This is a genomic window from Methanocalculus taiwanensis (genome assembly GCF_024372745.1).
GTDB lineage: Archaea > Halobacteriota > Methanomicrobia > Methanomicrobiales > Methanocorpusculaceae > Methanocalculus > Methanocalculus taiwanensis.
The window spans coordinates 59,609-80,533 of sequence record NZ_VOTZ01000006.1 but is presented as its reverse complement, the minus strand read 5'-3'; the positions used below and the strand labels follow the sequence as shown (position 1 = coordinate 80,533).

Sequence of the window (20,925 nt, the reverse complement as noted above, 5' to 3'; positions counted from 1 at the left end):
ATCAAGTTAGATTTTTATTCCTTAAGTCTACGTGTTGACCGAAGTGGACGCAGTCCATCAGTTGGATCGGCTCGCCACTCGCGCTCTCTCATTTCACTTTGATCAGGCTCTTTGAGACCATTTCCATCTGCTGTATACCCGAGTCTGACCGTCTCAATTACCTCTTTCATCTCTTCAGGAAGCCAGCAATGTCCTCCTGAATACTCCTCACCCTTACCATCCAGATCAAGGTGGAACTCTATCATCGAGGATCTCCATCGGTGAACTGCGCGATAGATCACCGGAGGTGAGACACTGTGATCGGACCATCCGGTCGTACATCCGGTTTCTGATCTGAGAGTTTCGATAGCTGCTAGATTACATTTTTCAGCCGGAGTCGGATAGACAGATGCGCAATGAAGCAGTGTCAGATCTAAGCAGCCGGATTTTTGGAGAACTGTAACGGCATTTCGAACCTCCTCAAGTGTAGCCATGCCTGTTGAGAGAACAACCGGCTTTCCTGTCATTGCACAGGCAGTGAGAAGATCATTCCAGAGCAGTTCATAGGAAGCAATCTTGTAGAAGTCAACGTAGGGCAGGAGTTCTGCAACAGCATCAAGGTAAAAAGGTGTACATGAAAACTGGATGCCCCTTTCTCTGCATCGCTCTGCAAGGTGAGGGATAAAAGAAACCGGAAGCTCCCAGTTCTTCCGTCGCTGAATATCTGGCCTCGCTGCAACAATATCCGGTACAAAGAGTTCATCAATTTTGAAGAGCTGGAATTTTATCGCACTGCACCCGATCTTTGCAGCAGTATCAATGAACTGGTGGCACCGTTCAAGATCTCTATAATGATTACTTGAAACCTCGGCAACAAATTGAGGCATCATTTGATACAAACTCCCTTCTCTGTCCTCAGGCTGATCAGTATATCACTCATAAACATTCATCCATCCCTCTCAATATACCTCGTTTCATCTTTCCGTAATCTCGCGCACTGCAACAATCACCCGTTCCTGCTCATCATCCATCATCTTCGGGTACAACGGCAACGTCATCGCCTCGTCTCCATGCCTCTCTGCCTCAGGGAACTGCCCCGCTACAAATCCCAGCTCACGGTAATAGGGTTGCAGGTGCACCGGCATATAATGTAGGTTCACCCCTATCCCCTTCTGCCGTAGCTCCTCAAATACCTCCCGGTGCGTCTTCTGTATCTCATTCAGTTTGAGCCTGATAACATAGAGATGATATGCGGAACGGTTCTCCGGTAATACGATTGGGAGCTGCAAAGGAAGATCCTTGAAAGCAGCATTGTATCGATCTGCCAGCACATTGCGACGGGAGACATACTCTTCTAATCGGGGCAGCTGGCTCAAGCCCAACGCCGCCTGGATGTCGGTCATCCGGTAGTTGAATCCAAGCTGCTGCTGTTCATAGTACCAGGGGCCGGGAGCCATCTGCTGCAAACGGGCTGCTTCACGGGTGATGCCATGTGTCCGGAAGAGAGACATCTGCTCTGCAAGCTCCTCATCATTGGTGAGTGCCATCCCACCTTCAGCGGTAGTGATGATCTTCACCGGGTGAAAGCTGAAAACCGTGATATCAGACCAGCGGCAGCTTCCAACAGGCTCCCCATTCCGGGAAGCACCAATTGCATGGGAGGCATCTTCAATCACCCAGAACCCATACTCTTCTGCAAGCTCCCAGATCTCTTTCTGATCAGTGGGTTGACCGGCGAAATGCACCGGCACCAACACCTTCGGAAGCTGCCCATCCTTTTTAGCCTGCATCAGTTTCCTTTCTAACTCTGAAAGATCCATATTCCAGGTAAGAGGATCGATATCAACAAAATCCACATCAGCCCTACAGTATCTCCCGCAGTTAGCGGAGGCTACAAAGGTATTTGGGCTCGTCCAGAGCCGATCCCCCGGTCCAAGCCCAAGCGCAAGACATGCCACATGCAGTGCTGATGTCCCGCTATTCACGGCAACAGAATGCTCAGCACCCACCTTAGCCGCCACTGCATCCTCGAATCTGGGGACGGCAGGCCCCTGGGTAATGAAATCCGATCGCAGAACCTCGACCACCGCATCAATATCTGCTTCTGTGACATCCTGCCGTCCGTATGGGATCATTCTATCCCTGCAATATGATTGATCTCTTTGATCTCTTCAATGGTGAGGAAATGAGGATTTCGTCCGGAATGATACTCAAATTCCTGTTCAACAGCCAGACCCTTCTCACCTAACTTATTGACATTGAAATCGACATGATATACATACTGGATCGTGGGCCGGATCACATAATGATCACCAAATTCTAACGTCAGGTGAGAGTCATCACCAGGACACATAACCTCATGGAGTTTCTCGCCCGGACGAATGCCGATGGTCTTCTGAGGCAGATCAGGTGCCATCGCAGTTGCCAGGTCAACCACCCTGATGGAAGGTATCTTTGGGACGAAGAGCTCTCCCCCTTGCATCCGCTCAAAGTTTTTTAGGACGAAATCAACCCCCTGCTGAAGTGTAATCCAGAAACGGGTCATACGAGGATCGGTGATAGGGAGATGTTCACAGCCTTCGGCTATAAGTTTATTAAAGAAGGGAACAACTGACCCCCGTGATCCGACCACATTACCATACCGCACCACCGAGAATCGGGTCGGATCCTGCCCGGCGATATTGTTCGCCGCGATAAAGAGCTTGTCAGAGGCGAGTTTACTTGCACCATAGAGATTAATCGGATTTGCCGCCTTATCGGTTGAGAGTGCGATCACCTTCTGAACCTTATTGGCAAGCGCCGCATGGATAACATTCTCAGCACCATAGACATTCGTCTTGATACATTCCATCGGATTATATTCAGCCGCCGGCACCTGCTTCAGTGCAGCGGCATGGATCACATAATCCACACCCCGCATTGCCATCGTCAGGCGATCGCGGTCGCGGACATCCCCGATGAAGTAGCGCATACAGTTCTGGTTGTAGATCTGCGACATCTCGAACTGTTTCAGCTCATCGCGGGAGAAGATGATCACTTTCTTTGGATCATATCGCTCCAGAATGGTCTTTGTGAACTGTTTGCCGAATGAGCCGGTGCCCCCGGTGATGAGGATTGATTTGTTGTTAAACATGATTTGCTATCTCCTAATACATAATTACAGATTTAGAGTGTATTTATCATTTGCAATTGAATTTATGAATTTTGAGAGCATATCACCCGCTCCTCTTATATAACTCATAATACCGCCCCTGCTTCTCCATTAAATTCTCGTGTGAGCCGCTCTCCACAACCCTCCCCTTACTCATTACATAGATTATATCTGCCCGCCGGATCGTCGATAGCCGGTGCGCCACGATAAAGGTCGTTACTGTCTTTGATATCTGGTTGATGGACTCTTGAACGATCGCCTCCGACTCATTGTCAAGGTTGCTTGTCGCTTCGTCCAGCACCAGGATCTCGGGCTCGCGAATGAGCGCTCTGGCGATTGCGATCCGCTGCTTCTCGCCGCCGGAGAGCTTTAGCCCCTGATCGCCAACGATTGAGTCGTAGTCATCGCGGAGGGAGGTAATGAAAGCGTGGATATTGGCACGCTCTGCGGCGGCAATGATCTGCTCATTCGTGTAGTCGCCGCCAAAGGCGATATTCTCGCGGACTGAGGCATTGTAGATGAAGGTGTCCTGGCTCACGTACCCGATCTTTTCAAGGAATGTCGCAATATCAAACTCCCGGAGATCGATCCCGTTGAGGAGGATTCTGCCGCTGGTGACATCATAATATCGGAGGAGAAGCGAGATGATCGTCGACTTCCCTGATCCCGAGTGGCCGACGAGGGCGGTCACCTTGTTCTTATGGATGGTGAGGTTCAGATTCTCAATGAGATCCTGGGCTTTGTAGTACCGGAACCCGACATCCTCGTAGACGATATCAGAGGTAAGTTCCTCGAAGGGAACAGTCCCGTTCTGGATGGTGTTGTATCGTCTGTCATTGAGAAAGGCGTGGATCCGCTCCAGATCGGGATACGCATCCATCATCTGCATATTATGCTGCCCGATGTTTGAAAGACGAGGCAGGATCTTGAGTGCAGAGAAAGCAAATGTCCCGATGAGAGGGAGGACATAGATGAATCGATCGGCATGGATATAAAAGAGGGCAATCACAACTCCCGCTATCCCGATGAAGAAGAGCATCTGTAAAAGGACCGCCGGAAGTGTTTCAGTAAACCGATAGCGTGTATACTTATCCCAGTACGTTCGAAGGGCTTTGGTATACTGCTTCTGCCAATAACTATCAGCATGGACAGATCGAATCTGTCGTAGACCTTGGATATACTGCGAAATAACCGCATTTTCTGATGATATTGATTGCATCTGCACTTTACCGATGAGGTATGAAACTCTGTTTCCAACAAAACGGACAACAATGATAAATCCGATGCCCCCAGCAAGCAGAATTCCCATTGCAACCGGACTCATAAAGAAAAGTGTGACAAGAACTGTGAGGGCAACAACCATATCTGAGAATATCCGTGTTGCGTAATCTAGGAAAATTCTGATCTTTCCCGGAGCACTTACCACATTATATAGCACATCGCCCTGCTTGTTCTCTACGAAATACCGGTAGTCGTTTTCTTTGAGTTTATCAAAAATAGATCCCTTCGTTTTGACGATAACTGCTTTTGTGAACTGCAATGAGGTGATTTTATAGATTATTGTTGCAAAAAACGTCAGAATCACAAAACCGATGAAGAGCAGACAGAACGCGATGACCTCGGGGAGATTGATGTACGTTCGCACCAAATCATACATCGGCTCAAAGAACGGGAGCCCCGCCTCTGTCAGATCAAAGGAAGCATTCAATATCGGGTAGAGGAGGACGATCTGGAAGGTCTCCATTAACCCAAGCAGCATGCTGAAGATAACGAGGGCGAGGAGGTGGAGTTTCAGGCCACGGGAATAATATTCAAGGATTGTATAGGTCCGTTTGTAACGCTTCAGCTCCCTGCTCAGGCGGTATTTCATGCTATGCATCATCTGGGCTACATACCCGGCATGGAGTATCTGTTCAGTCATTAGAACTGGTTCCTTTCTTCCATACTTTCATCTTCCTCTCAGTAATCCACGCAACATACCGCGCCAGCCCTTCCTCAATCCGTACATTGGCCTGCCATCCAAAGCGCTCCTTCGCTTTCACAGCATCAGCCCAGGTGTCCTGGACATCGCCCTTCTGTTTCTCAACATGGTGAAGGACGGCGGCCTTGCCGGTGGCGTCTTCGATCACATGGATGAGATCGATGACACTGATCCGGTTCCCGCCGCCGATGTTGAAAGCCTCTCCGCAGACGCTGCTTTCGTTAGTATCACAGAGAGCAGCCGCCACATTCGCCTCCACCGCATCATCGATATAGGTGAAGTCGCGGGTCTGGGCGCCATCGTCATAAATGGTGATCGAATCTCCTGCCAGAATGGCCCGGACGAACTTGTTAATCCCCATGTCGGGCCGCTGCCGGGGCCCATAGACGGTGAAGTAGCGGAGCGAGACGGTCGGCACCCCATAATTCTTCCAGTACAGGTAGCAGAGGTGCTCGGCGGCGAGCTTCGAGACGCCATAGGGGGAGACCGGCTGCACCATCCGGTCCTCACGCATCGGGAGCTCGATGTCGCCGTAGACTGAGGATGAGGAGGAGTAGACGAAGCGCCTCAGCCGAGAAGATGGTGGTGTGGATTCAGCATCAGGAGCGGAATCGGCATCAGGGGCAGGGGCTGCATGTGTTGCATAGAAGTCAAGCAGCCGCTGGGTCGTCTGGATGTTGTCGCGGGTATAGATATCAAAGCTCCTGCCCCAGGATGCCCGGACACCGGCCTGGGCGGCGAGGTGGAAGACATAGTCGACTGCCGGAAATGCATCCATCTCGACAATATCCGCTTCGATGAGGGTGAACCGGGGGTGCTGGATGGCAGCGGCAAGGTTCTGTTCCTTGAGATTACGGGCATAGTAGTCCGAGAACCGATCGATCCCGATCACCTCAAACCCGTCTGCCAGCAGCCGATCGGTCAGGGTGCTCCCGATGAACCCAGCACACCCGGTGACGAGGGCTTTTTGACTATTATCTGAATTTATCTGAATCAGCCCCTTCTCCTTTGGTGAGAATTCCCATGTGTATATCCACTTTAACGTTCCACCCATATCTTTCTTTCAGTTTTTATCCCAGTTTCAATTCAACTTCTCCAAGGGTTTCGTTGGTTGAACACAAGCCACAAGACAATAACCTGTATTTTGAAATACCCAATCAAACCTCATGAGCGCGAAGCGCTGATATCCTCTTGGCGGGGCGGATAGCCCCGCTCGGTGACCAGGAGGATCGCCTTCACCGGAGACCGGAAAGGGGGTTGAGGGGTGCCCCCCCTGGAGGACGGAGGTGACTTCTTTCAAAACATCGAGACCTGTACAACCCAATAATCTTGAGAATATCGAGAGATTTATGGAAAAACCTCTCACCTCCCCACAACCTCCTTCATATACGCCATCAACTCCTCCCGCAGCTCCTCCTGCTCAAGCGCCATATCAATAATAGCCTCCAGGTACCCCATGCGGTCCCCTGTGTCATACCGGCGGCCCGAGAACTCGTACGCATAGATATTCTGCCTGCCGTTCAGGAGCCGGATCGCGTCGGTCAGCTGGATCTCGCCGCCGACGCCCCTCTCGGTCGAATGAAGGCATTCAAAGATCTCCTGGGTGAAGACATACCGGCCGATGGCACCCATCCGGGATGGTGCTTCGGCGAGGGATGGCTTCTCGATGATATCCTCTAAGAGGGAGAGCGAGTCCTCAAGGGGTTTTCCTTTGATGATCCCGTAGCTTGAGACCATCGCATCTGACACCTCCTCAACCGCGAGCACCGAGCAGCGGTACCGGTTGTAGGTATCGATCAGCTGCCTGGTGCAGGGAGTGGTATTCCTGATGATATCATCGCCGAGGAGCACGGCAAATGGCTCGCCGCTGATATGCTTCTCGGTCCGGAGAACAGCATCGCCGAGGCCGAGGGGCTCCTTCTGCCGGACATAGTGGATATCTGCAAGTTTTGAGATGTCCTGTACCATGGAAAGGAGCTCGGCATTCTTCGGATTCTTTGCAAGATGCATCTCAAGTTCCGGCGCATCATCAAAGTAATCCTCGATCGCCCGCTTGCTCCTGCCGGTGATGATGATGATATCATCAATCCCGGAGGAAAGTGCTTCTTTCACAACATAATGAATCACCGGCACATCGATGATCGGGAGCATCTCTTTTGGCATCGATTTCGTGACCGGCAGGAACCGGGTGCCGAGGCCAGCTGCCGGGATGACGGCTTTTTTGACGGTCATGAGCGGCAGGTCTCCGGTGCAGGAGTGGATGCAGGAGCTGATGGTGCAGGAGCAGATATACAACTATTAAGCATCATTTTTATCATTAAATCCTCCCATTGTACTTCTTGTTGTATCCCATTCATAAGAGAATTCACGGACCTTCATGGAGATCTCATTTTTGAATTCTTCGAGTAGCAGGCAGGTGGGTTTTGAGAACCCGATCGCTTCGAGAGAGGATGGAATCCTGTACCTGATTAGGTTCCGGTCAGACGTCAGGAAATAGTCTGAGTGATATGCCATCGCATAGGCAAGGTGGGTGCGATCGGTCGGCTCACGGATCATCCGGGTGTCAACCTCTTCCTCCCCCATTTTAAAACAGAGAATTCGGACATGATCATTGGGAAAATGGACTGCGACATTCCAGTCATCAAGGAGTTGATTCATACTTGTTATATAATCCAGCGCTTTTTTATGCTCATGCATCTGGATGAAAGCTTCACCAAGGACTGAGATTGAAGTTTGAATTAAATATCCTGCATTTCTGGCATGCTGCAGAGTGGTTCTGGATTTTGTATCTTCAGCGCAGGTAAAGAAGATTGGCGTATCCAGAAAAATGGTTGGATGGTTCATGTATTCCTGCAGGTGATGCTCTTCAGCGATCAGAGGGTGTATTCAAAATCGATCGAAGGCGCCTCATACCCTCGAGGTACTCTTCCTCACTGACAGCATAGGATATCCGGCCCTTTGTTACAGATCCACCGTAGGGTAGCAGACCTCTTCTGTAGGGTTTCCCGATGACATCCTCGGGATTGTATTTCTTCTCTGTCATGCTCCTTCTGCTCCTTTAGTATTTATATTCCTGAGAAACCAGATAATCCTTTGGATAACCGCTTTTCGATTCTTTCCCACCGGCTTCGGGCAGACACCAGAGGACGATCGAATCATGATCGAATAATTCCATGAGACTCCCTACCAGCAGACCCCCTCATAAATAGATCCAACCGCTGCCTTTGGAACACGCCGACCGTCAATCACCAGTTTCCCGGTATAGTCGAGTGTTTCAAATTCTTTCCATTCTGTCGTGAGAAGAACCGCATCTACAACCTGAACCAGATCCTCTGCTGAAGCGGCATATGAGATACCGGGAAAGAGTCTCCCGAATGATTCCATTGCCAGTGGATCATAGGCAATCACGCTCGCCCCCTCCTTCAGAAGCTCTTCTGTGATCGGGATCGCCCGGCTCTCCCGGATATCGTCGGTATCCGGCTTGAAGGCTAACCCGAGGAGACCGATCCTCTTCCCCTTCAGATCCGGGAGATGCTTCTTCAGTAATGTAACAAGCCGCAGGGGCTGGTCCTCGTTTACCGCCACCACGCTCGTAAGAATCTTCGGAGGAACACCGGCAGCCAAGGCCTGGGCGATCAGGGCCCGGACATCCTTTGGGAAGCAGGAGCCCCCAAACCCGATGCCGGATCTGAAGAAGGCAGGGTTGATCCGGGCATCGAGCCCCACCCCGGCAAAGACCTCTGCGGTATCAAGCCCCATCGTCTTGCAGAGGTTGCCGATCTCGTTTGCAAAACTGATCTTGGTTGCAAGGAATGCGTTGCTGACATACTTGATCATCTCGGCAACCGGTATTGCCGTCACCAGCTTCGGGCAGTCAAAGGTGGCATAGAGGGTCTCCAGAACCTTCCGTGAACGGGGATCTTCCGCACCGATCACGATCCTATCAGGGGAGAAGACATCTGTCAGAGCCGATCCTTCCTTAAGAAACTCAGGATTCGATGCAAGCCCGAAGTCACGGAATGCCTCTTTCCCGGATGCTTCTTCAAGTCTTCTGCGGACGATTCCAGTGGTTGTCCCTGAGACAACGGTGCTCTTCATCACAACTGTGTGCCAGCCCTCCTTCTCCCGGAGCTCCCCCCCGATCGTCTGGCTGGCAGCCTCAATGTACTGAAGATCGATCGAGCCGTCCAGATTCGACGGAGTGCCAACACAGATGAAGGTGGCGTCAGTCTCCCGGATCGCCTCGCCGGTATCAGTTGTTGCAGAGATCCGATCCAGATTCTTTTTCAGCAGCTCGTCAAGGCCGGGTTCAAAGATGGGGGAGCGGCCGGTTCGGATCATATCAAGCTTGGCAGGATCGATATCGACAAAGACAACATCATTCCCAATCTCTACAAAACAGGCTCCTGTTACTGCACCGACATAGCCGGTTCCAAGTATTGAGATTTTCACGTAATATCACCTTTCATTCTATTTCGATATACCAGGGATGTGTAGCCTCCGTCCCCGCTATGAAGATCTGCATCAGAGGAAAGGTGGTGTAACAAAATGTTATAACACCCGATAATAACACCCATCCCTCATCTCCCCACACTCCCGAAACACACCCGCGACATCCACCACAACCGGCTTGCCATTGCAGATTGCAAGCAGATCCTCTACCGCAAGCTTCCTGAAGGCGTCGTGCGGGGCATTCACCACGATGCAGTCCACCTGCATGCCGGAGTCCAGCTGCTCAACCGCCTTTGCCCCGAAATGCTCGATCTGATCGGGGGAGAGGAGCGGATCAAACCCATAGACCTTAAGATGGAAGTCTTCAAACTCCTTCACCATCTCTTCAACCGGCGACTCCCGGGTGTCGGGGACATTCTCCTTGTAGGTGAGGCCCATGATCAGGACTTTGGAGCCTTTGATCACCTTGCCGGACCGGTTCAGCTCTTTGATTGCGATACCGGCGACGTGCCGGGGCATCGAGTCGTTGATGGCGCGGCCCGCCAGGATCACCTGCGGGTGGTAGCCGAGCTCCTCGGCCTTCATCACCAGGTAGTAGGGGTCGACCGGGATACAGTGGCCGCCGACGAGGCCGGGGCGGTAGTGGTGGAAGTTCCATTTGGTGCCGGCCGCATCAAGGACGGCTTTGGTGTCGATGCCCATCCGGCCGAAGATGATCGAGAGCTCATTCATCAGGGCGATGTTCAGATCCCGCTGGACATTCTCGATCACCTTCGCCGCCTCGGCCGTCCGGATGTCAGGTGCTAGATGGACGGTGGTGATCCGTCCGTAGAGCTTGGCAAGGGTGGCGGCGGTCGCCTCATCCATGCCGGAGACGATCTTGGTGATCTTCTCGAGTGTATGCTCGTCGTCGCCGGGATTGATCCGCTCAGGCGAGTACCCGACGAAGAAGTCCCGGCCGCAGGCCATCCCTGATACCTGCTCAAGCACCGGGACAAAGACCTCCTCGGTGAGACCCGGATACACCGTCGACTCGAGTACCACAATCGCTCCCGGCTTCATATGTTTCCCTACCGTCTCACCGGCAGAGACGATATACGAGAGATCGGGATCCTTTGCCTTTGTAACCGGGGTCGGGACCGCGATGATCACAACATCCGCCTCCCGGATCCGGGCCGGGTCCGTCGTCCCCTCGATCCGGTTGCCGGGACTAGTATTAATGGTGGCGATCTTTTTCGCATCGACATCATAGCCGATCGTCCTGATCTGCTCGGCAAAAGCGCAGGCAAGCGGGTAGCCGACGTACCCGAGGCCGACGACGCAGACGGTGGTAATGGTGATATCTGGAGCGTTCATCTATTGAACTAAACCTCTCCTGAAATATTGGCAAAAGAAAGGTTAAGGTCTTTGATCTGCATTTGCGTTCTGTGAACAGATGTACCCTATAATGTCCGGTAATAACAGCCATTCCTGAACGGAGTAACATCGCGGAAGATGCCCGCGACATCCACGAGTACCGGTTTACCATTGCAGATCGAGAGGAGATCAGCAACCGGTATCTGCCTGAAGATATCATGGGGTGCATTCACCAAAATACAGTCCACCTGCATGCCGGGGTTCAGCCTTTCAACCGGTTCTGCACCGAAATGGGCGATTTCGGCATCTGAGAGGAGCGGATCAAACCCATAGACCTTGAGATGGAAGTCTTCAAACTCCTTCACCATCTCTTCAACCGGCGATTCCCGGGTGTCGGGGACATTCTCCTTGTAGGTGAGGCCCATGATCAGCACCCTGGAGCCCTTGATCACTTTCCCGGCATCATTTAAGCCACGGATCGCCATCTGCGCCACATGCCGGGGCATCGCATCGTTGATGGCGCGGCCGGCCAGGATCACCTGCGGGTGGTAGCCGAGCTCCTGGGCTTTGTTCACGAGATAGTAGGGATCGACCGGGATGCAGTGGCCGCCGACGAGGCCGGGACGGTATCGGTGGAAGTTCCATTTGGTGGCGGCAGCTTCAAGGACGGCTTTTGTCTCAAGCCCCATCTTATCAAAGATGATCGATAGTTCATTCATAAGGGCGATATTCAGATCCCGCTGGACATTCTCGATCACCTTCGCCGCCTCAGCCGTCCGGATGTTGGGTGCGACATGGACAGTGGTGATCTGACTATAGAGCGCAGCAAGCGTCTGTGTGGTTGTATCATCCATACCTGCGACGACTTTTGTGATCTTATCAATGGTATGATCGTCGTCGCCCGGGTTCACCCGCTCAGGCGAGTAGCCGACAAAGAAGTCGCGGCCGCATCGCATCCCGGATTTTTCTTCGAGGAGCGGGATCATCAGCTCTTCGGTAAGACCAGGCCAGACGGTAGACTCGCCGACAACAATCGCTCCCTGCTTCAGGTTCAGGCCGACGGTCACAGTGGCGTCAAGGATCGGCCGTAGATCGGGGAGCTTATTCTTCATCACCGGTGTCGGGACACAGATGATCACAATATCGGCTTCCCTGATCCGTGCGGGATCGGTGGTGGCGATAAAGTTCTCATTGCCCCGCTCTTTCATCGTCCTGTTCAGCTCATCGACTGCCGCCTGATTTCTCCGATAGCCGATAGTCTTCTGGTGTGCCGAGAAGGCTTCTGCGAGCGGCAGGCCGACATAGCCGAGGCCGACAACACAGAGTGTCTTTGAGCGGATGTCCGGGAGTATTTCTGCGGTTTTCTGAGAGGGTTTTTCAGAAGCGCTGTTGAAAGAAGAGTCCTGTCCTTTTGTATTCTGCTGCTGCATAATCTGGTGCTCCGTATCGATGGTATGCTAATAATGAGTGATTGGGATTATTTTAAGATAAACCTCATGGTTTTGCATTTGATCTTCAGATTACGGGAACCATTGGTATTTTCCTTCTCCGCAAAGGCTAAGGGGTGGATCGGAGTCAGAGGGGTACAAAAACATAATACGATCATTATGTATAGTATCGTGTGAGTATACACCATTATATGAAAACAATCACCATCCGAGATTCAACATATACGGTTCTTAAAAAGCTGAAAGAGCCCGGTATGAGTTTTTCAGATGCAATTGATCATCTCCTGGAAACCAGAGGAGAAGGATTACGAAGACGGTTTGGAGCGCTATCAAAGAGCACTGTGCTGGATGAGATAGAAGAAACAGCCGAAGAGACACGGCGATCTGCTACCTTCCGGACACTATAATTCCGCACACTGTAGTATCGAGATTTCATTATCGGGATTGCCTGCTACTATGGAGCGTTTAAGCCTATGATCATCCATGACAACTCCTTTCTGATAGATTTCTTCCGGGGTGTGCCTGAAACAGAGTCCTGTATAGGAGATGAGATCTATGCAGTGACGACGCTCTCCTACCATGAGATTTTTGAAGGTGTGAAAAGAGCCAATGCAAGAAAGGAGGGGGACTTCTTCAGAGATTTCTTCGAAGAGACACGGGTACTGGAATATACGCTTGCAGCTGCCGAGGCATCCAGCACCATTGCGGCCCGCCTGAGGCGCAATGGCACACCTGTCAATGCTCTGGACATCCTGATTGCCGGTATTGCAGTCGCAGAAGGGGCCGGCTCGATTGCAACCCGCGACAAGGATTTCCTCACCATTGGAGAGGTTGTAGATCTGGAGATCCGTTTGTATACTCGAGGTAGATAGATCCCTGCTGCTGCTCAAGTTCAAGCCGTCAGTACCGTACCTGGTGGTTGATGAGCTCCGGATCTCGGTTCACCATCTCGTCGAAGTGAGGAATCTCGCCGCCTGATTCCAAAACTCCTGCAACCCCTTGCGACACTCTGTTTTGCCGCACCCTGCCGTGAGAGTTCTGAAACAGAGCCGGCCGTTGTGCACATCCTTAATCTTGAATTCACGAGAAATCTCGATCATTGTTGATCTCAAACGTGATCGGCATGGTCACAAAGCCCCACTATTCGAGATGTTGGATCCAGAAGACGACAGAGAACAATAGAGGTGATCTATCAACCTGGATTCAACGTCTACCTGGATTCAACGTCTACCGGCATCCAACCACTCCCGGTAAAGAGAAGAGTCGAGGAGATTATGCAGTTTCAAGCTGAACCGAGGTCAATGCGGCGGAAGGCACACGCTTGGAGATAGTGAGGATCTCAATTCCAATCAGATTATTCTCATCATCGTAATCGAGGATGACACCCGGCTTGATCTCTTCTGAATCCTTAATGGGGGCATTAGACAGCCGCATATACACTGCATCAGCCTCTTTATCGATGGTCACTTTCATGGTCGTTCCCTCCTGTCAAAGAATACTGTTATCACACGATGAGGAGATAAGATGGGATTTATAATGACTCGAAGTACTTTTCCCTTTGCATCTGGAATCTCTTTAAGATAATGTACCTCATCATCCTTTCTCTCTTCAACTCTATCGGGGAACAGTACGGTATTCAACACCCATTCTTTCGCCGGTTCCTTTTGATCCCCCCTTTCTATGGTGTGCCGATCCAGATTGATCCCCCTTTTTGCCAGAAACCGCCAGTTCGCTTTATAAAGGGTATGAGGTTGCTGATAGGGTGCAGGAGATGGTATGCCAGTGACCAGCCAGCAGGCGGGCGTTGTTCCTCTTCTCAAATGGGAGCGGCAGGGCGTGTTACACATCGATACTCTGTATCTGATGGGGGCCCGGTACAACAGCATAAGCCCGGGAGCGCTTATTTCACCTCAGTGAAGACGAATATCCCCGTCCGGCCGGCACTCCGGATCCCCTTTCCCGGAGCATAGAGGGGCATTGAGGAGTGTTCCGCCCGGAAGGATACGGTGGAGATACAGGAAGTATTCTCAGGACTTTACCGCATTCATAATTCCATAGTTTATCAATGCCGTCCTGATCTCCTTTAATTCCATACGCATCTCAGAGATCTCCTTATTGAGATGGTTATCGAGATCACTTCTCATTCCTTTTACTTCAGTAAGCGTCTCTATCTGTAGATCGACAGTCTTCTCCTGCAGACCGACAGTCTTCTCCTGCAGACCGATCGTCTTCTCCTGCAGGCCAATCGTCTTCTCCTGCAGGCCAATCGTCTTCTCCTGCAGGCCAATCGTCTTCTCCTGCAGACCGACAGTCTTCTCCTGCAGGCCAATCGTCTTCTCCTGCAGACCGATCGTCTTCTCCTGCAGGCCAATCGTCTTCTCCTGTAATGAAATGGATGTATCGTGCTTTTCAAGGGCGATATCCTGTTTCTTCTCCATCCGTGAAAAGATAGCAATTGCAGTATCAAACCTCTCTGCAAGTTCTTCTTCCGGAGATCCTCTGATTACAGTGAAATAAGAAAATTCTCCCTTATATTCTTCTTCTACGGTACAAATCTCTTCAACCTCCACCGGATATTCCACATTCCTGATAGCCAGGATAAATGCATCAAGGTCGTCTACACGCCCCTCTGCTATGATATGCACATCATATCCTTCAAGGTTCTCGATATAGCCGGTAATTTTTAATTTTCTTGCAATATTCTGAACAATATGCCGATAGCCAACCCTCTGTACCGTTCCTGAAACGTGTATTGAATATCTGGAGAAGGTATGGGAATCCATAGTGAGCTATTCGCTTTCATAAATCATAGGCTTTTCTCTCAAATACCGGGTGTCTACAGGCGTGTGCAGAGGAGAATCAAAACAACACCCCCTCCTGATTTGATGAGATGAAATCCCAAGTCGTTTTTTCCATCATATCCTGGTATCTAGCACTGAATGTGTCGCCCAACTCTTCAATTACTGTATCATTGTTCTGACAAAGATATGCTTTCACTGATCATTGAAAATCTCGGTCAACTACCCCCGCCTAACGGAGGGGGCTTGCAACCGGGGTCTGGAGACCACAAGGCTGCAATGTAAAGGGAGGTCTTTTCGTTAACCCTTTTCCCTTCCCTCGCCTCCAAAAGGCAGATCCCATTATTCCAGGTTTTTGTAGACAGCCTTCCTTGGGCCGACCTTAATTACATATATTATCAGGTTTTTTCGTTTTATATCAAGAATAATTCTGTATTTGCCCACCCGGTATGTATACCAGGCTGATCCCGCCAACCGGTCAATGTGCAGAAATGGATCATCACGAATGATCTCGACACGTTCAATGATCCGGGCTGCGATATCTTTTGGTAATTTTTCAAGGTTTTTTCGGGATTTGTCGGTCCATATAATGGTGTATTCCATTCAATCAATACCGAGTTTCTCTTTCAACTGGGCAGTCGAATATACCCGGCCTGCCTTGATGTCCTCCAGCGCTTCCTCAATATCCACAATATCTTCTTCAGTTATTCCTTCTTCCTCATTTTCCATTGTAAGCCGTGAGATTATCTCGTTATATGACTCACGGGGAAATCGTCTTAACCTATCAAGTCTTTGTTTCACACCGGGAGTAATCTTGATGGTAGTTACTTCTCCTGTCATATACTAATGTATACCTGAAGAGATATAGGTATTCCGTAGCTGAGACGGTTTATCCCGGACTGGTAGATCTCTTCTCCTCTCTCTCTCTCAAAACCCGGCCAATCTTTTCCGTCAGAATAACCCGGGGATACACGATATCCGGGGGCAGCGCCCCCACCCTTGAATCTTACTTCCTGAGCGGCTATTGCTCCCGCTTCCCTTGCTCCTGCGTACCCTGCTATCGCGTACGCTGCTCCATCAACCATGCAACAGTCGCAGAAAAGCCTCTCTTCCAGCGTATACTCAGGCTCATGCCCAGATGCCGCTCTGGCACGAGGAATATCCGCAGGCGAGTCCCGGATATCGCCTTCGCAGACCGGCTCACAGATCGGCTCAGTACTCGTGCCGGTGTTCTCCATCTGGATCGCAGAGAGTTCATTTTAGCTGATATGCTTCCTGCAGGCGATAGTATAGATGCCGGTTGCATCGCTCTCCATTGCCTTTCCATTCGCCTGGCTGAACATCCCTGATGAACGTGACTCCGCGGGTCCGGCCGCCATAGATGATCGGCCGCCAGGCAGCCGGGCGATGAACTGTGTGATCACCGCTGCGTCTGCATCAATACTCCCGGGCGGATTCGAACCGCCGTCGCCGGATCCAAAGTCCTGCATGATTGACCCCTACACTACGGGAGTGAGAAGATTCTCAATATATTAACCGTGAAAAGATATAGTGGTTTCCGGGGGTTGAGGAGATGTGAGTCTCCAATTAACCAGCCACGGTTCAGCATTGTGTGTTGAAAAGACCTGGGTTAACTGCTTCTGATATCATCAGTACAGGGTACTCCTGCCACGTTCTGCTTCATCCTGCCCAGGAGTGCATCACGCTCTGCCTGTATCTTCCGCTCTTTCCGGATATTCTTCACCATCATGGCAAAGACGAACATTCCGGCGGCATTGGCAAGAACCATCGGCAGATACACTCTGCTGACGATGGCAACTGCCTCATCATAGGGTCTCACCATGATAAGCGTGAGTGCCATATGGAAGACCTCCATCAGGACAGCAAATGCAACGGCTACTGTGGTTCCGGCAAATCTCTTCTTATAATAGATCCAGATGAGCCCGCCAAAGAGTCCGGCGAAGATGGCGGTAACCGAACAGGCATACATGGTGATACCGCCCATACTCAGGCGGTAGGCAGCACCGATCAGCCCTGCCCCGATGCCAACCCAGGGACCGGCAAGGAGCCCTGCAACCATCGGCCCGAGATCACGGACGTTAATGACCGATCCGAGGAACTCGATGCCGGAGATCGATCCATAGACTGAGAGCCCGCCGAAGAAGAGGATGAGAATGATGCGGGTTTTTATGGTCGGGTTTCCATCAAGGATCTCGGGGAATATCCGGCTCTGCGTGAGGAGATATGCAGCAACAATGATGACGCATATGAGCTGCAAAAGCACATTGAACTGTGGTAAGAACGATCCATCCATAGTAACAATCCATTACATGTTGCGTGTAATTCACGATAAACCAGATGGATTTGTGGGTATCTGATCGTGTAGCCAATCTCTGTTGAACGGGCTCTAAATGCGATTAAAAGAGTTTTTATGTGATTTTCTCTTTATAAAATTTGCTCAAGAATCAGCGCCGCATCCCTCACATACTGCGGACATTTCGTCGCAAAGAGGTTCTCTGCCCGCGCCTGTTCATATTCATCCTGGCTGCCCAGATTATATCCGAGGAGCTCTGAGCAGTTGATCGATCCGTTCTTTTCGCAGAACTCATCGATGAACTGCCGCACAAGCGCCCGCGTCTTCTCGTTTGCCGCATTATCGCCCTCTTCGGCTTTCCCGTATTTCAGGCCGATTGCAAGGATGGCACCTGAGACGGCGCCGCAGATATTGCCGGTACGGGAGATTCCGGCGCCAAATCCGCAACTGATCTTCTTTGCCAGATCGCCGGAGAGCCCGAGGTCGTCTGAGAATGCCGAGAATACTGCCGAAGAGCAGGTGAAGCCGTTATTGAATGCCGTGAGTGCGTCGTCTGGTTTTGTCATTTTTCATCCGATTAATTGTTTGGACTCTTCTCCAACATTCTGATCCACAGGTTTCTCCTGAATTCTTTGGAACAAGGGAGTGATCCCATTTGAGATCCCGATGCAACAAACGGATCATTGGGAGTGATTGAAGCAGGTGCGGCGCGGGTATCGGGGGGCGGGATAGCGAGAGAGCTGGCTGACAGAGCTGATAAACCCTTGCTCATCAGAGCAACCTGAAAGGCGATTCGTAAGAATCGGGGATGTATCTGCTTCTGGCAGCCTGCGTAGCATTCCCGCCCCACCCGCGCTGTATCTGCGGATACCCAAACCAGGATCCCCTTGCGGAGCATGTGCGGACGGGGCAGGGGCGGTGGGGGGTTTCTTATACTCGATACAATGAGCCCCTCTCTAAAGTAATATGAGGATTGTTTCATACTCGTTAACACCAATAATTATAAAGCCTGAAGATTTCGCAGTTGATATGAATATAGAAATATAGTATGTCCTTTTCTTATTGTTATTGGTCAAACAATAGTGATTTGAGGGCATTCATTTATTATTATAGCTTGTGGATAACAATGCCCATCAGAAATATGGAGAAGAACCGTTGTTTAGATTCCTGTGTGGATATCTTTATCCTGAATTGTACAAAAGGGAGAGTGAATGCAGGAGAACCACTCCCTGCATCCGGAATACCCCGGACAGAACCTCCCCGGAATGCCTAAAATAAAACCCCTTCTGATGATACTATGACAACCATCATCTATACCTTCACCGGCACCGGCAACACCCTCGCGGTTGCCCGCCAGCTTGCTGATGCTCTTGGCGATACGACCATCATCCCGATCACGCAGGCGATGAAAGGCGCCCCCCTCCTGCCGGAGGCAGAGACGGCAGATGCAATCGGGTTTGCATTTCCCGTCTACTATGTGGATATGCCTCCTGTTGTGAAGGAATGTGTACAAGGGCTTCAGATACACGGCAACCCCTATCTTTTTGGGGTCGCGACCTGCGGCGGGAGCCCCGGGGGCGCCCTCTACAATCTCGATGCTCTCCTCAAGGCAAAAGGCGCCCATCTCTCCCTTGGCGCAGCCATCACGATGCCCGAGAACTTCATCGGGCCGATGAACCTGATGGAGCCGGAGGAGAAGGTCGAAGGAATACTTACAGCTGCACGGGAGCGGATCCCGGAGATTGCTGAATCAATCAGAAGCAGGAAGGATATCCCACTCGAAGGATCGGACTCAACACCCTACCGGGTAGTCGCATCCTTCTTCAGATACCTCATCACATCCGTTTATGGCACCCCCCGGCGGCTCCACGCAACCGATCGCTGCAACCGGTGCGGACTCTGCGCCCGGATCTGCCCGACCAGGAACATCACCGTCACCGATGAAACCGTCACCTGGGGGAGTAACTGCACCTGGTGCTATGCCTGTATCCACTGGTGCCCGCAGGAGGCAGTCGAAATAGGGGGGAGGACAAAGGGGAGGCGCCGGTACCATCACCCGGATGTGACTGTGAAAGATATGGTGGAGCAGAGAGGGGGATAGTACCCTTCACTCCCGGGAATGGCTAATAAAAAGCCTTCTCGTTATTTCATGTGGGTAGCTCAAAGCATGTGCGACGTGGGTATCGGGGGCGGGGCAAGTGGAGGGAGAAGGATGGCAGAGGCGATACACACTTGCTTAAGAGAGCTACCTGAAAGGCGATTCTATCGAATCGGGTTTTTATCTGCTCTGGCAGCCCCGAAGCATTCTCGCCCTTCCCCGCACCGCACCTGCGTCAATCACTCCCAATGATCCGGTTACATCGGGATCTCCAATAGGATCAATCCCATGGCCCTAAGAATTCAGGAAAACCCAAAAGATCAGAATTTTGGAGAAGAGTCATTTTCATTATGCCCGCTGATATGGTATCACGAGAAGTATAGACAGTCCTGAAGAAGTGGGATGCAGCATGAAGTATTATAAAAGTATGGAAACATTGATAGGTACCGGAGGTTCGTGATGGAAATCGTGGTAAATGTTGATGAACAATTTAATGTGTCTTTAAAAAGTGTGAAAGACATATTGAAGATCAAGCCCAACGATACATTTGTTATACAACAGGAGAACTCACATACCATCATCCTGAAGAAGACCGGCGATGATGATCCATTTATTGAAGCGATCAATTCACCAGCACATAGTCATAATAAGTCCCACGATAACCTTGATCAGCTGGAAGATGAACTGTGGTCATCATGAAGGTGATGGTCGATTCAAACATCCTGATCTTTGCGAATATCGCGGATATGCCCGAATACCCCCTGGCCAGGGAGAGATTGCTGACATTGATTGATCAAGGGTGTACTTTCGTGGTCAATACAATCATCATATCAGAAGTACAATACAAACTTCAGAGATTACTCAATAATGAACAATCGCATAGCAGAACAATAAAAATCCTGAAATCACGGTATTTTGATTACTATCCTATTGAGAAGACCACAGTCATGAGCGCAGTTGATCTCAGTCATGTATCAAATGTACGGATAAATGACGCACTCATCGCACAACATTGCCTTGATCTCAGGCTTGACGGAATCATTACAGATAATGTGAAAGACTTCAAAAGAATACCCAATTTACACCGTATCCACCTGCGAGAAGGGACTGTCTAAATACCTTGTCAACGGGGGTCCGGAAATCCCCAATAGCGTCGGATTTCTGCATTCATGTCAATGGCTGAATAAGTGGATTTTAAGATTTTTGGTTTCAACCAGTCGAATGACAGGCTTGGAATTATTTTGGAGAAGGGCTTTGCTGGGTGAAAAACATTCATTCTCCCCCGCCCCCGTCCGAAGATGCTTCAAACGCCCCATTACCCGAATGTGGCAACGGGATATATCTCCCA

At 50.8% G+C, this 20,925-nt stretch carries 26 protein-coding genes and 1 tRNA gene; 7 read left to right on the top strand and 20 right to left on the bottom strand.

Translation table 11 applies throughout. The features are described 5' to 3' along the window. Positions 1-14: 14 nt before the first annotated feature. The 11 genes from FTO68_RS04225 to FTO68_RS04175 all read right to left on the bottom strand — a co-directional run bounded on the left by FTO68_RS04225 (position 15) and on the right by FTO68_RS04175 (position 12,349). A complete protein-coding gene (locus FTO68_RS04225) occupies positions 15-869 on the bottom strand; it encodes an N-acetylneuraminate synthase family protein (RefSeq protein ID WP_255332135.1) in 855 nt (284 codons plus the stop codon). 84 nt (positions 870-953) lie between these two features. Further along, positions 954-2,114, bottom strand: coding sequence for a UDP-4-amino-4,6-dideoxy-N-acetyl-beta-L-altrosamine transaminase (pseC, locus tag FTO68_RS04220; RefSeq protein WP_255332134.1), 1,161 nt, complete (start codon positions 2,112-2,114; stop codon positions 954-956). Beyond that, positions 2,111-3,112 carry a UDP-N-acetylglucosamine 4,6-dehydratase (inverting) gene (gene pseB, locus FTO68_RS04215; RefSeq protein WP_255332133.1) on the bottom strand — a complete coding sequence of 334 codons (1,002 nt, stop codon included), beginning with the start codon at positions 3,110-3,112 and terminating at the stop codon, positions 2,111-2,113. The genes pseC and pseB overlap by 4 nt, the downstream gene beginning before the upstream one ends. Before the next feature lie 82 nt (positions 3,113-3,194). After that, positions 3,195-5,051 (bottom strand): ABC transporter ATP-binding protein, encoded by a 1,857-nt coding sequence (locus FTO68_RS04210; protein WP_255332132.1) that lies wholly within the window; start codon positions 5,049-5,051, stop codon positions 3,195-3,197. Further along, positions 5,044-6,165 (bottom strand): GDP-mannose 4,6-dehydratase, encoded by a 1,122-nt coding sequence (locus FTO68_RS04205; RefSeq protein ID WP_255332131.1) that lies wholly within the window; start codon positions 6,163-6,165, stop codon positions 5,044-5,046. Before FTO68_RS04205 ends, FTO68_RS04210 begins: the two co-directional genes overlap by 8 nt. A 308-nt stretch (positions 6,166-6,473) precedes the next feature. Further along, positions 6,474-7,343 (bottom strand): UTP--glucose-1-phosphate uridylyltransferase GalU, encoded by an 870-nt coding sequence (gene galU, locus FTO68_RS04200; RefSeq protein WP_255332130.1) that lies wholly within the window; start codon positions 7,341-7,343, stop codon positions 6,474-6,476. 66 nt (positions 7,344-7,409) lie between these two features. Next, entirely contained in the window at positions 7,410-7,808 is a 399-nt protein-coding gene (locus FTO68_RS04195; protein ID WP_255332129.1) for a hypothetical protein, read from the bottom strand. Positions 7,809-7,977: 169 nt separating this feature from the next. Beyond that, the gene (locus FTO68_RS04190) at positions 7,978-8,154 is read right to left on the bottom strand and encodes a hypothetical protein (RefSeq protein ID WP_255332128.1); all 177 of its coding nucleotides are present in this window, start codon (positions 8,152-8,154) and stop codon (positions 7,978-7,980) included. Between the two features lie 140 nt (positions 8,155-8,294). Next, positions 8,295-9,563, bottom strand: coding sequence for a UDP-glucose dehydrogenase family protein (locus FTO68_RS04185; protein ID WP_255332127.1), 1,269 nt, complete (start codon positions 9,561-9,563; stop codon positions 8,295-8,297). Between the two features lie 99 nt (positions 9,564-9,662). Further along, entirely contained in the window at positions 9,663-10,919 is a 1,257-nt protein-coding gene (locus FTO68_RS04180) for a nucleotide sugar dehydrogenase (protein ID WP_255332126.1), read from the bottom strand. Positions 10,920-11,005: 86 nt separating this feature from the next. Continuing rightward, the gene (locus FTO68_RS04175; RefSeq protein WP_255332125.1) at positions 11,006-12,349 is read right to left on the bottom strand and encodes a nucleotide sugar dehydrogenase; all 1,344 of its coding nucleotides are present in this window, start codon (positions 12,347-12,349) and stop codon (positions 11,006-11,008) included. 209 nt (positions 12,350-12,558) lie between these two features. Between FTO68_RS04175 and FTO68_RS04170 the strand changes: the two genes are divergently transcribed. After that, positions 12,559-12,774, top strand: a complete 216-nt coding sequence (locus FTO68_RS04170; protein ID WP_255332124.1) for an antitoxin VapB family protein — start codon at positions 12,559-12,561, stop codon at positions 12,772-12,774. Between the two features lie 66 nt (positions 12,775-12,840). Continuing rightward, positions 12,841-13,239, top strand: a complete 399-nt coding sequence (locus tag FTO68_RS04165) for a type II toxin-antitoxin system VapC family toxin (RefSeq protein WP_255332123.1) — start codon at positions 12,841-12,843, stop codon at positions 13,237-13,239. A gap of 400 nt (positions 13,240-13,639) precedes the next feature. On the opposite strand, the gene FTO68_RS04160 is transcribed toward FTO68_RS04165, so the two are convergent. Beyond that, a complete protein-coding gene (locus FTO68_RS04160) occupies positions 13,640-13,840 on the bottom strand; it encodes a DUF2283 domain-containing protein (protein WP_255332122.1) in 201 nt (66 codons plus the stop codon). A 303-nt stretch (positions 13,841-14,143) separates the two neighbouring features. Here FTO68_RS04160 and FTO68_RS04155 point away from each other — a divergent pair, with 303 nt between their 5' ends. Continuing rightward, complete coding sequence (locus FTO68_RS04155; protein ID WP_255332121.1) at positions 14,144-14,284, top strand: hypothetical protein; 141 nt, start codon at positions 14,144-14,146, stop codon at positions 14,282-14,284. A 110-nt stretch (positions 14,285-14,394) separates the two neighbouring features. Here the strand turns inward: FTO68_RS04155 and FTO68_RS04150 are convergent, their stop codons facing one another. From FTO68_RS04150 to FTO68_RS04115, 8 genes are all read right to left on the bottom strand, one after another. After that, positions 14,395-15,150, bottom strand: coding sequence for an acylphosphatase (locus FTO68_RS04150; protein WP_255332120.1), 756 nt, complete (start codon positions 15,148-15,150; stop codon positions 14,395-14,397). Between the two features lie 357 nt (positions 15,151-15,507). Continuing rightward, the gene (locus FTO68_RS04145) at positions 15,508-15,768 is read right to left on the bottom strand and encodes a type II toxin-antitoxin system RelE family toxin (RefSeq protein ID WP_255332119.1); all 261 of its coding nucleotides are present in this window, start codon (positions 15,766-15,768) and stop codon (positions 15,508-15,510) included. Beyond that, entirely contained in the window at positions 15,769-16,005 is a 237-nt protein-coding gene (locus FTO68_RS04140) for a DUF7557 family protein (protein ID WP_255332118.1), read from the bottom strand. Next, positions 16,002-16,403 carry a hypothetical protein gene (locus FTO68_RS04135; protein WP_255332117.1) on the bottom strand — a complete coding sequence of 134 codons (402 nt, stop codon included), beginning with the start codon at positions 16,401-16,403 and terminating at the stop codon, positions 16,002-16,004. Before FTO68_RS04135 ends, FTO68_RS04140 begins: the two co-directional genes overlap by 4 nt. A 21-nt stretch (positions 16,404-16,424) precedes the next feature. Then, on the bottom strand, positions 16,425-16,589 hold the full coding sequence (locus FTO68_RS04130; protein ID WP_255332116.1) for a hypothetical protein: 165 nt from the start codon (positions 16,587-16,589) through the stop codon (positions 16,425-16,427). 17 nt (positions 16,590-16,606) lie between these two features. Further along, positions 16,607-16,679: transfer RNA gene (locus tag FTO68_RS04125), tRNA-Gln, on the bottom strand. 116 nt (positions 16,680-16,795) lie between these two features. After that, complete coding sequence (locus tag FTO68_RS04120; protein WP_255332115.1) at positions 16,796-17,479, bottom strand: LytS/YhcK type 5TM receptor domain-containing protein; 684 nt, start codon at positions 17,477-17,479, stop codon at positions 16,796-16,798. 131 nt (positions 17,480-17,610) lie between these two features. Next, positions 17,611-18,045, bottom strand: coding sequence for a C-GCAxxG-C-C family protein (locus FTO68_RS04115; protein ID WP_255332114.1), 435 nt, complete (start codon positions 18,043-18,045; stop codon positions 17,611-17,613). A gap of 560 nt (positions 18,046-18,605) precedes the next feature. Here FTO68_RS04115 and FTO68_RS04110 point away from each other — a divergent pair. From FTO68_RS04110 to FTO68_RS04095, 4 genes are all read left to right on the top strand, one after another. Continuing rightward, on the top strand, positions 18,606-18,752 hold the full coding sequence (locus tag FTO68_RS04110; RefSeq protein ID WP_255332113.1) for a hypothetical protein: 147 nt from the start codon (positions 18,606-18,608) through the stop codon (positions 18,750-18,752). 24 nt (positions 18,753-18,776) lie between these two features. After that, positions 18,777-19,580: an EFR1 family ferrodoxin gene (locus tag FTO68_RS04105; protein ID WP_255332112.1), complete on the top strand. Its 804-nt coding sequence runs from the start codon at positions 18,777-18,779 to the stop codon at positions 19,578-19,580. A 507-nt stretch (positions 19,581-20,087) separates the two neighbouring features. After that, the gene (locus tag FTO68_RS04100) at positions 20,088-20,276 is read left to right on the top strand and encodes a hypothetical protein (RefSeq protein ID WP_255332111.1); all 189 of its coding nucleotides are present in this window, start codon (positions 20,088-20,090) and stop codon (positions 20,274-20,276) included. Further along, positions 20,273-20,692, top strand: coding sequence for a type II toxin-antitoxin system VapC family toxin (locus FTO68_RS04095; protein WP_255332110.1), 420 nt, complete (start codon positions 20,273-20,275; stop codon positions 20,690-20,692). The genes FTO68_RS04100 and FTO68_RS04095 overlap by 4 nt, the downstream gene beginning before the upstream one ends. Positions 20,693-20,925: the final 233 nt, after the last annotated feature.

Coding starts and splice junctions, on each gene's coding strand:
- FTO68_RS04225 (WP_255332135.1), bottom strand. CDS start 869: ATGATGCCTCAATTTGTTGCCGAGGTTTCAAGTAATCATTATAGAGAT.
- pseC (WP_255332134.1), bottom strand. CDS start 2,114: ATGATCCCATACGGACGGCAGGATGTCACAGAAGCAGATATTGATGCG.
- pseB (WP_255332133.1), bottom strand. CDS start 3,112: ATGTTTAACAACAAATCAATCCTCATCACCGGGGGCACCGGCTCATTC.
- FTO68_RS04210 (WP_255332132.1), bottom strand. CDS start 5,051: ATGACTGAACAGATACTCCATGCCGGGTATGTAGCCCAGATGATGCAT.
- FTO68_RS04205 (WP_255332131.1), bottom strand. CDS start 6,165: ATGGGTGGAACGTTAAAGTGGATATACACATGGGAATTCTCACCAAAG.
- galU (WP_255332130.1), bottom strand. CDS start 7,343: ATGACCGTCAAAAAAGCCGTCATCCCGGCAGCTGGCCTCGGCACCCGG.
- FTO68_RS04195 (WP_255332129.1), bottom strand. CDS start 7,808: ATGCATGAGCATAAAAAAGCGCTGGATTATATAACAAGTATGAATCAA.
- FTO68_RS04190 (WP_255332128.1), bottom strand. CDS start 8,154: ATGACAGAGAAGAAATACAATCCCGAGGATGTCATCGGGAAACCCTAC.
- FTO68_RS04180 (WP_255332126.1), bottom strand. CDS start 10,919: ATGAACGCTCCAGATATCACCATTACCACCGTCTGCGTCGTCGGCCTC.
- FTO68_RS04175 (WP_255332125.1), bottom strand. CDS start 12,349: ATGCAGCAGCAGAATACAAAAGGACAGGACTCTTCTTTCAACAGCGCT.
- FTO68_RS04170 (WP_255332124.1), top strand. CDS start 12,559: ATGAAAACAATCACCATCCGAGATTCAACATATACGGTTCTTAAAAAG.
- FTO68_RS04165 (WP_255332123.1), top strand. CDS start 12,841: ATGATCATCCATGACAACTCCTTTCTGATAGATTTCTTCCGGGGTGTG.
- FTO68_RS04160 (WP_255332122.1), bottom strand. CDS start 13,840: ATGAAAGTGACCATCGATAAAGAGGCTGATGCAGTGTATATGCGGCTG.
- FTO68_RS04155 (WP_255332121.1), top strand. CDS start 14,144: ATGCCAGTGACCAGCCAGCAGGCGGGCGTTGTTCCTCTTCTCAAATGG.
- FTO68_RS04150 (WP_255332120.1), bottom strand. CDS start 15,150: ATGGATTCCCATACCTTCTCCAGATATTCAATACACGTTTCAGGAACG.
- FTO68_RS04145 (WP_255332119.1), bottom strand. CDS start 15,768: ATGGAATACACCATTATATGGACCGACAAATCCCGAAAAAACCTTGAA.
- FTO68_RS04140 (WP_255332118.1), bottom strand. CDS start 16,005: ATGACAGGAGAAGTAACTACCATCAAGATTACTCCCGGTGTGAAACAA.
- FTO68_RS04135 (WP_255332117.1), bottom strand. CDS start 16,403: ATGGAGAACACCGGCACGAGTACTGAGCCGATCTGTGAGCCGGTCTGC.
- FTO68_RS04120 (WP_255332115.1), bottom strand. CDS start 17,479: ATGGATGGATCGTTCTTACCACAGTTCAATGTGCTTTTGCAGCTCATA.
- FTO68_RS04115 (WP_255332114.1), bottom strand. CDS start 18,045: ATGACAAAACCAGACGACGCACTCACGGCATTCAATAACGGCTTCACC.
- FTO68_RS04110 (WP_255332113.1), top strand. CDS start 18,606: ATGCCCATCAGAAATATGGAGAAGAACCGTTGTTTAGATTCCTGTGTG.
- FTO68_RS04105 (WP_255332112.1), top strand. CDS start 18,777: ATGACAACCATCATCTATACCTTCACCGGCACCGGCAACACCCTCGCG.
- FTO68_RS04095 (WP_255332110.1), top strand. CDS start 20,273: ATGAAGGTGATGGTCGATTCAAACATCCTGATCTTTGCGAATATCGCG.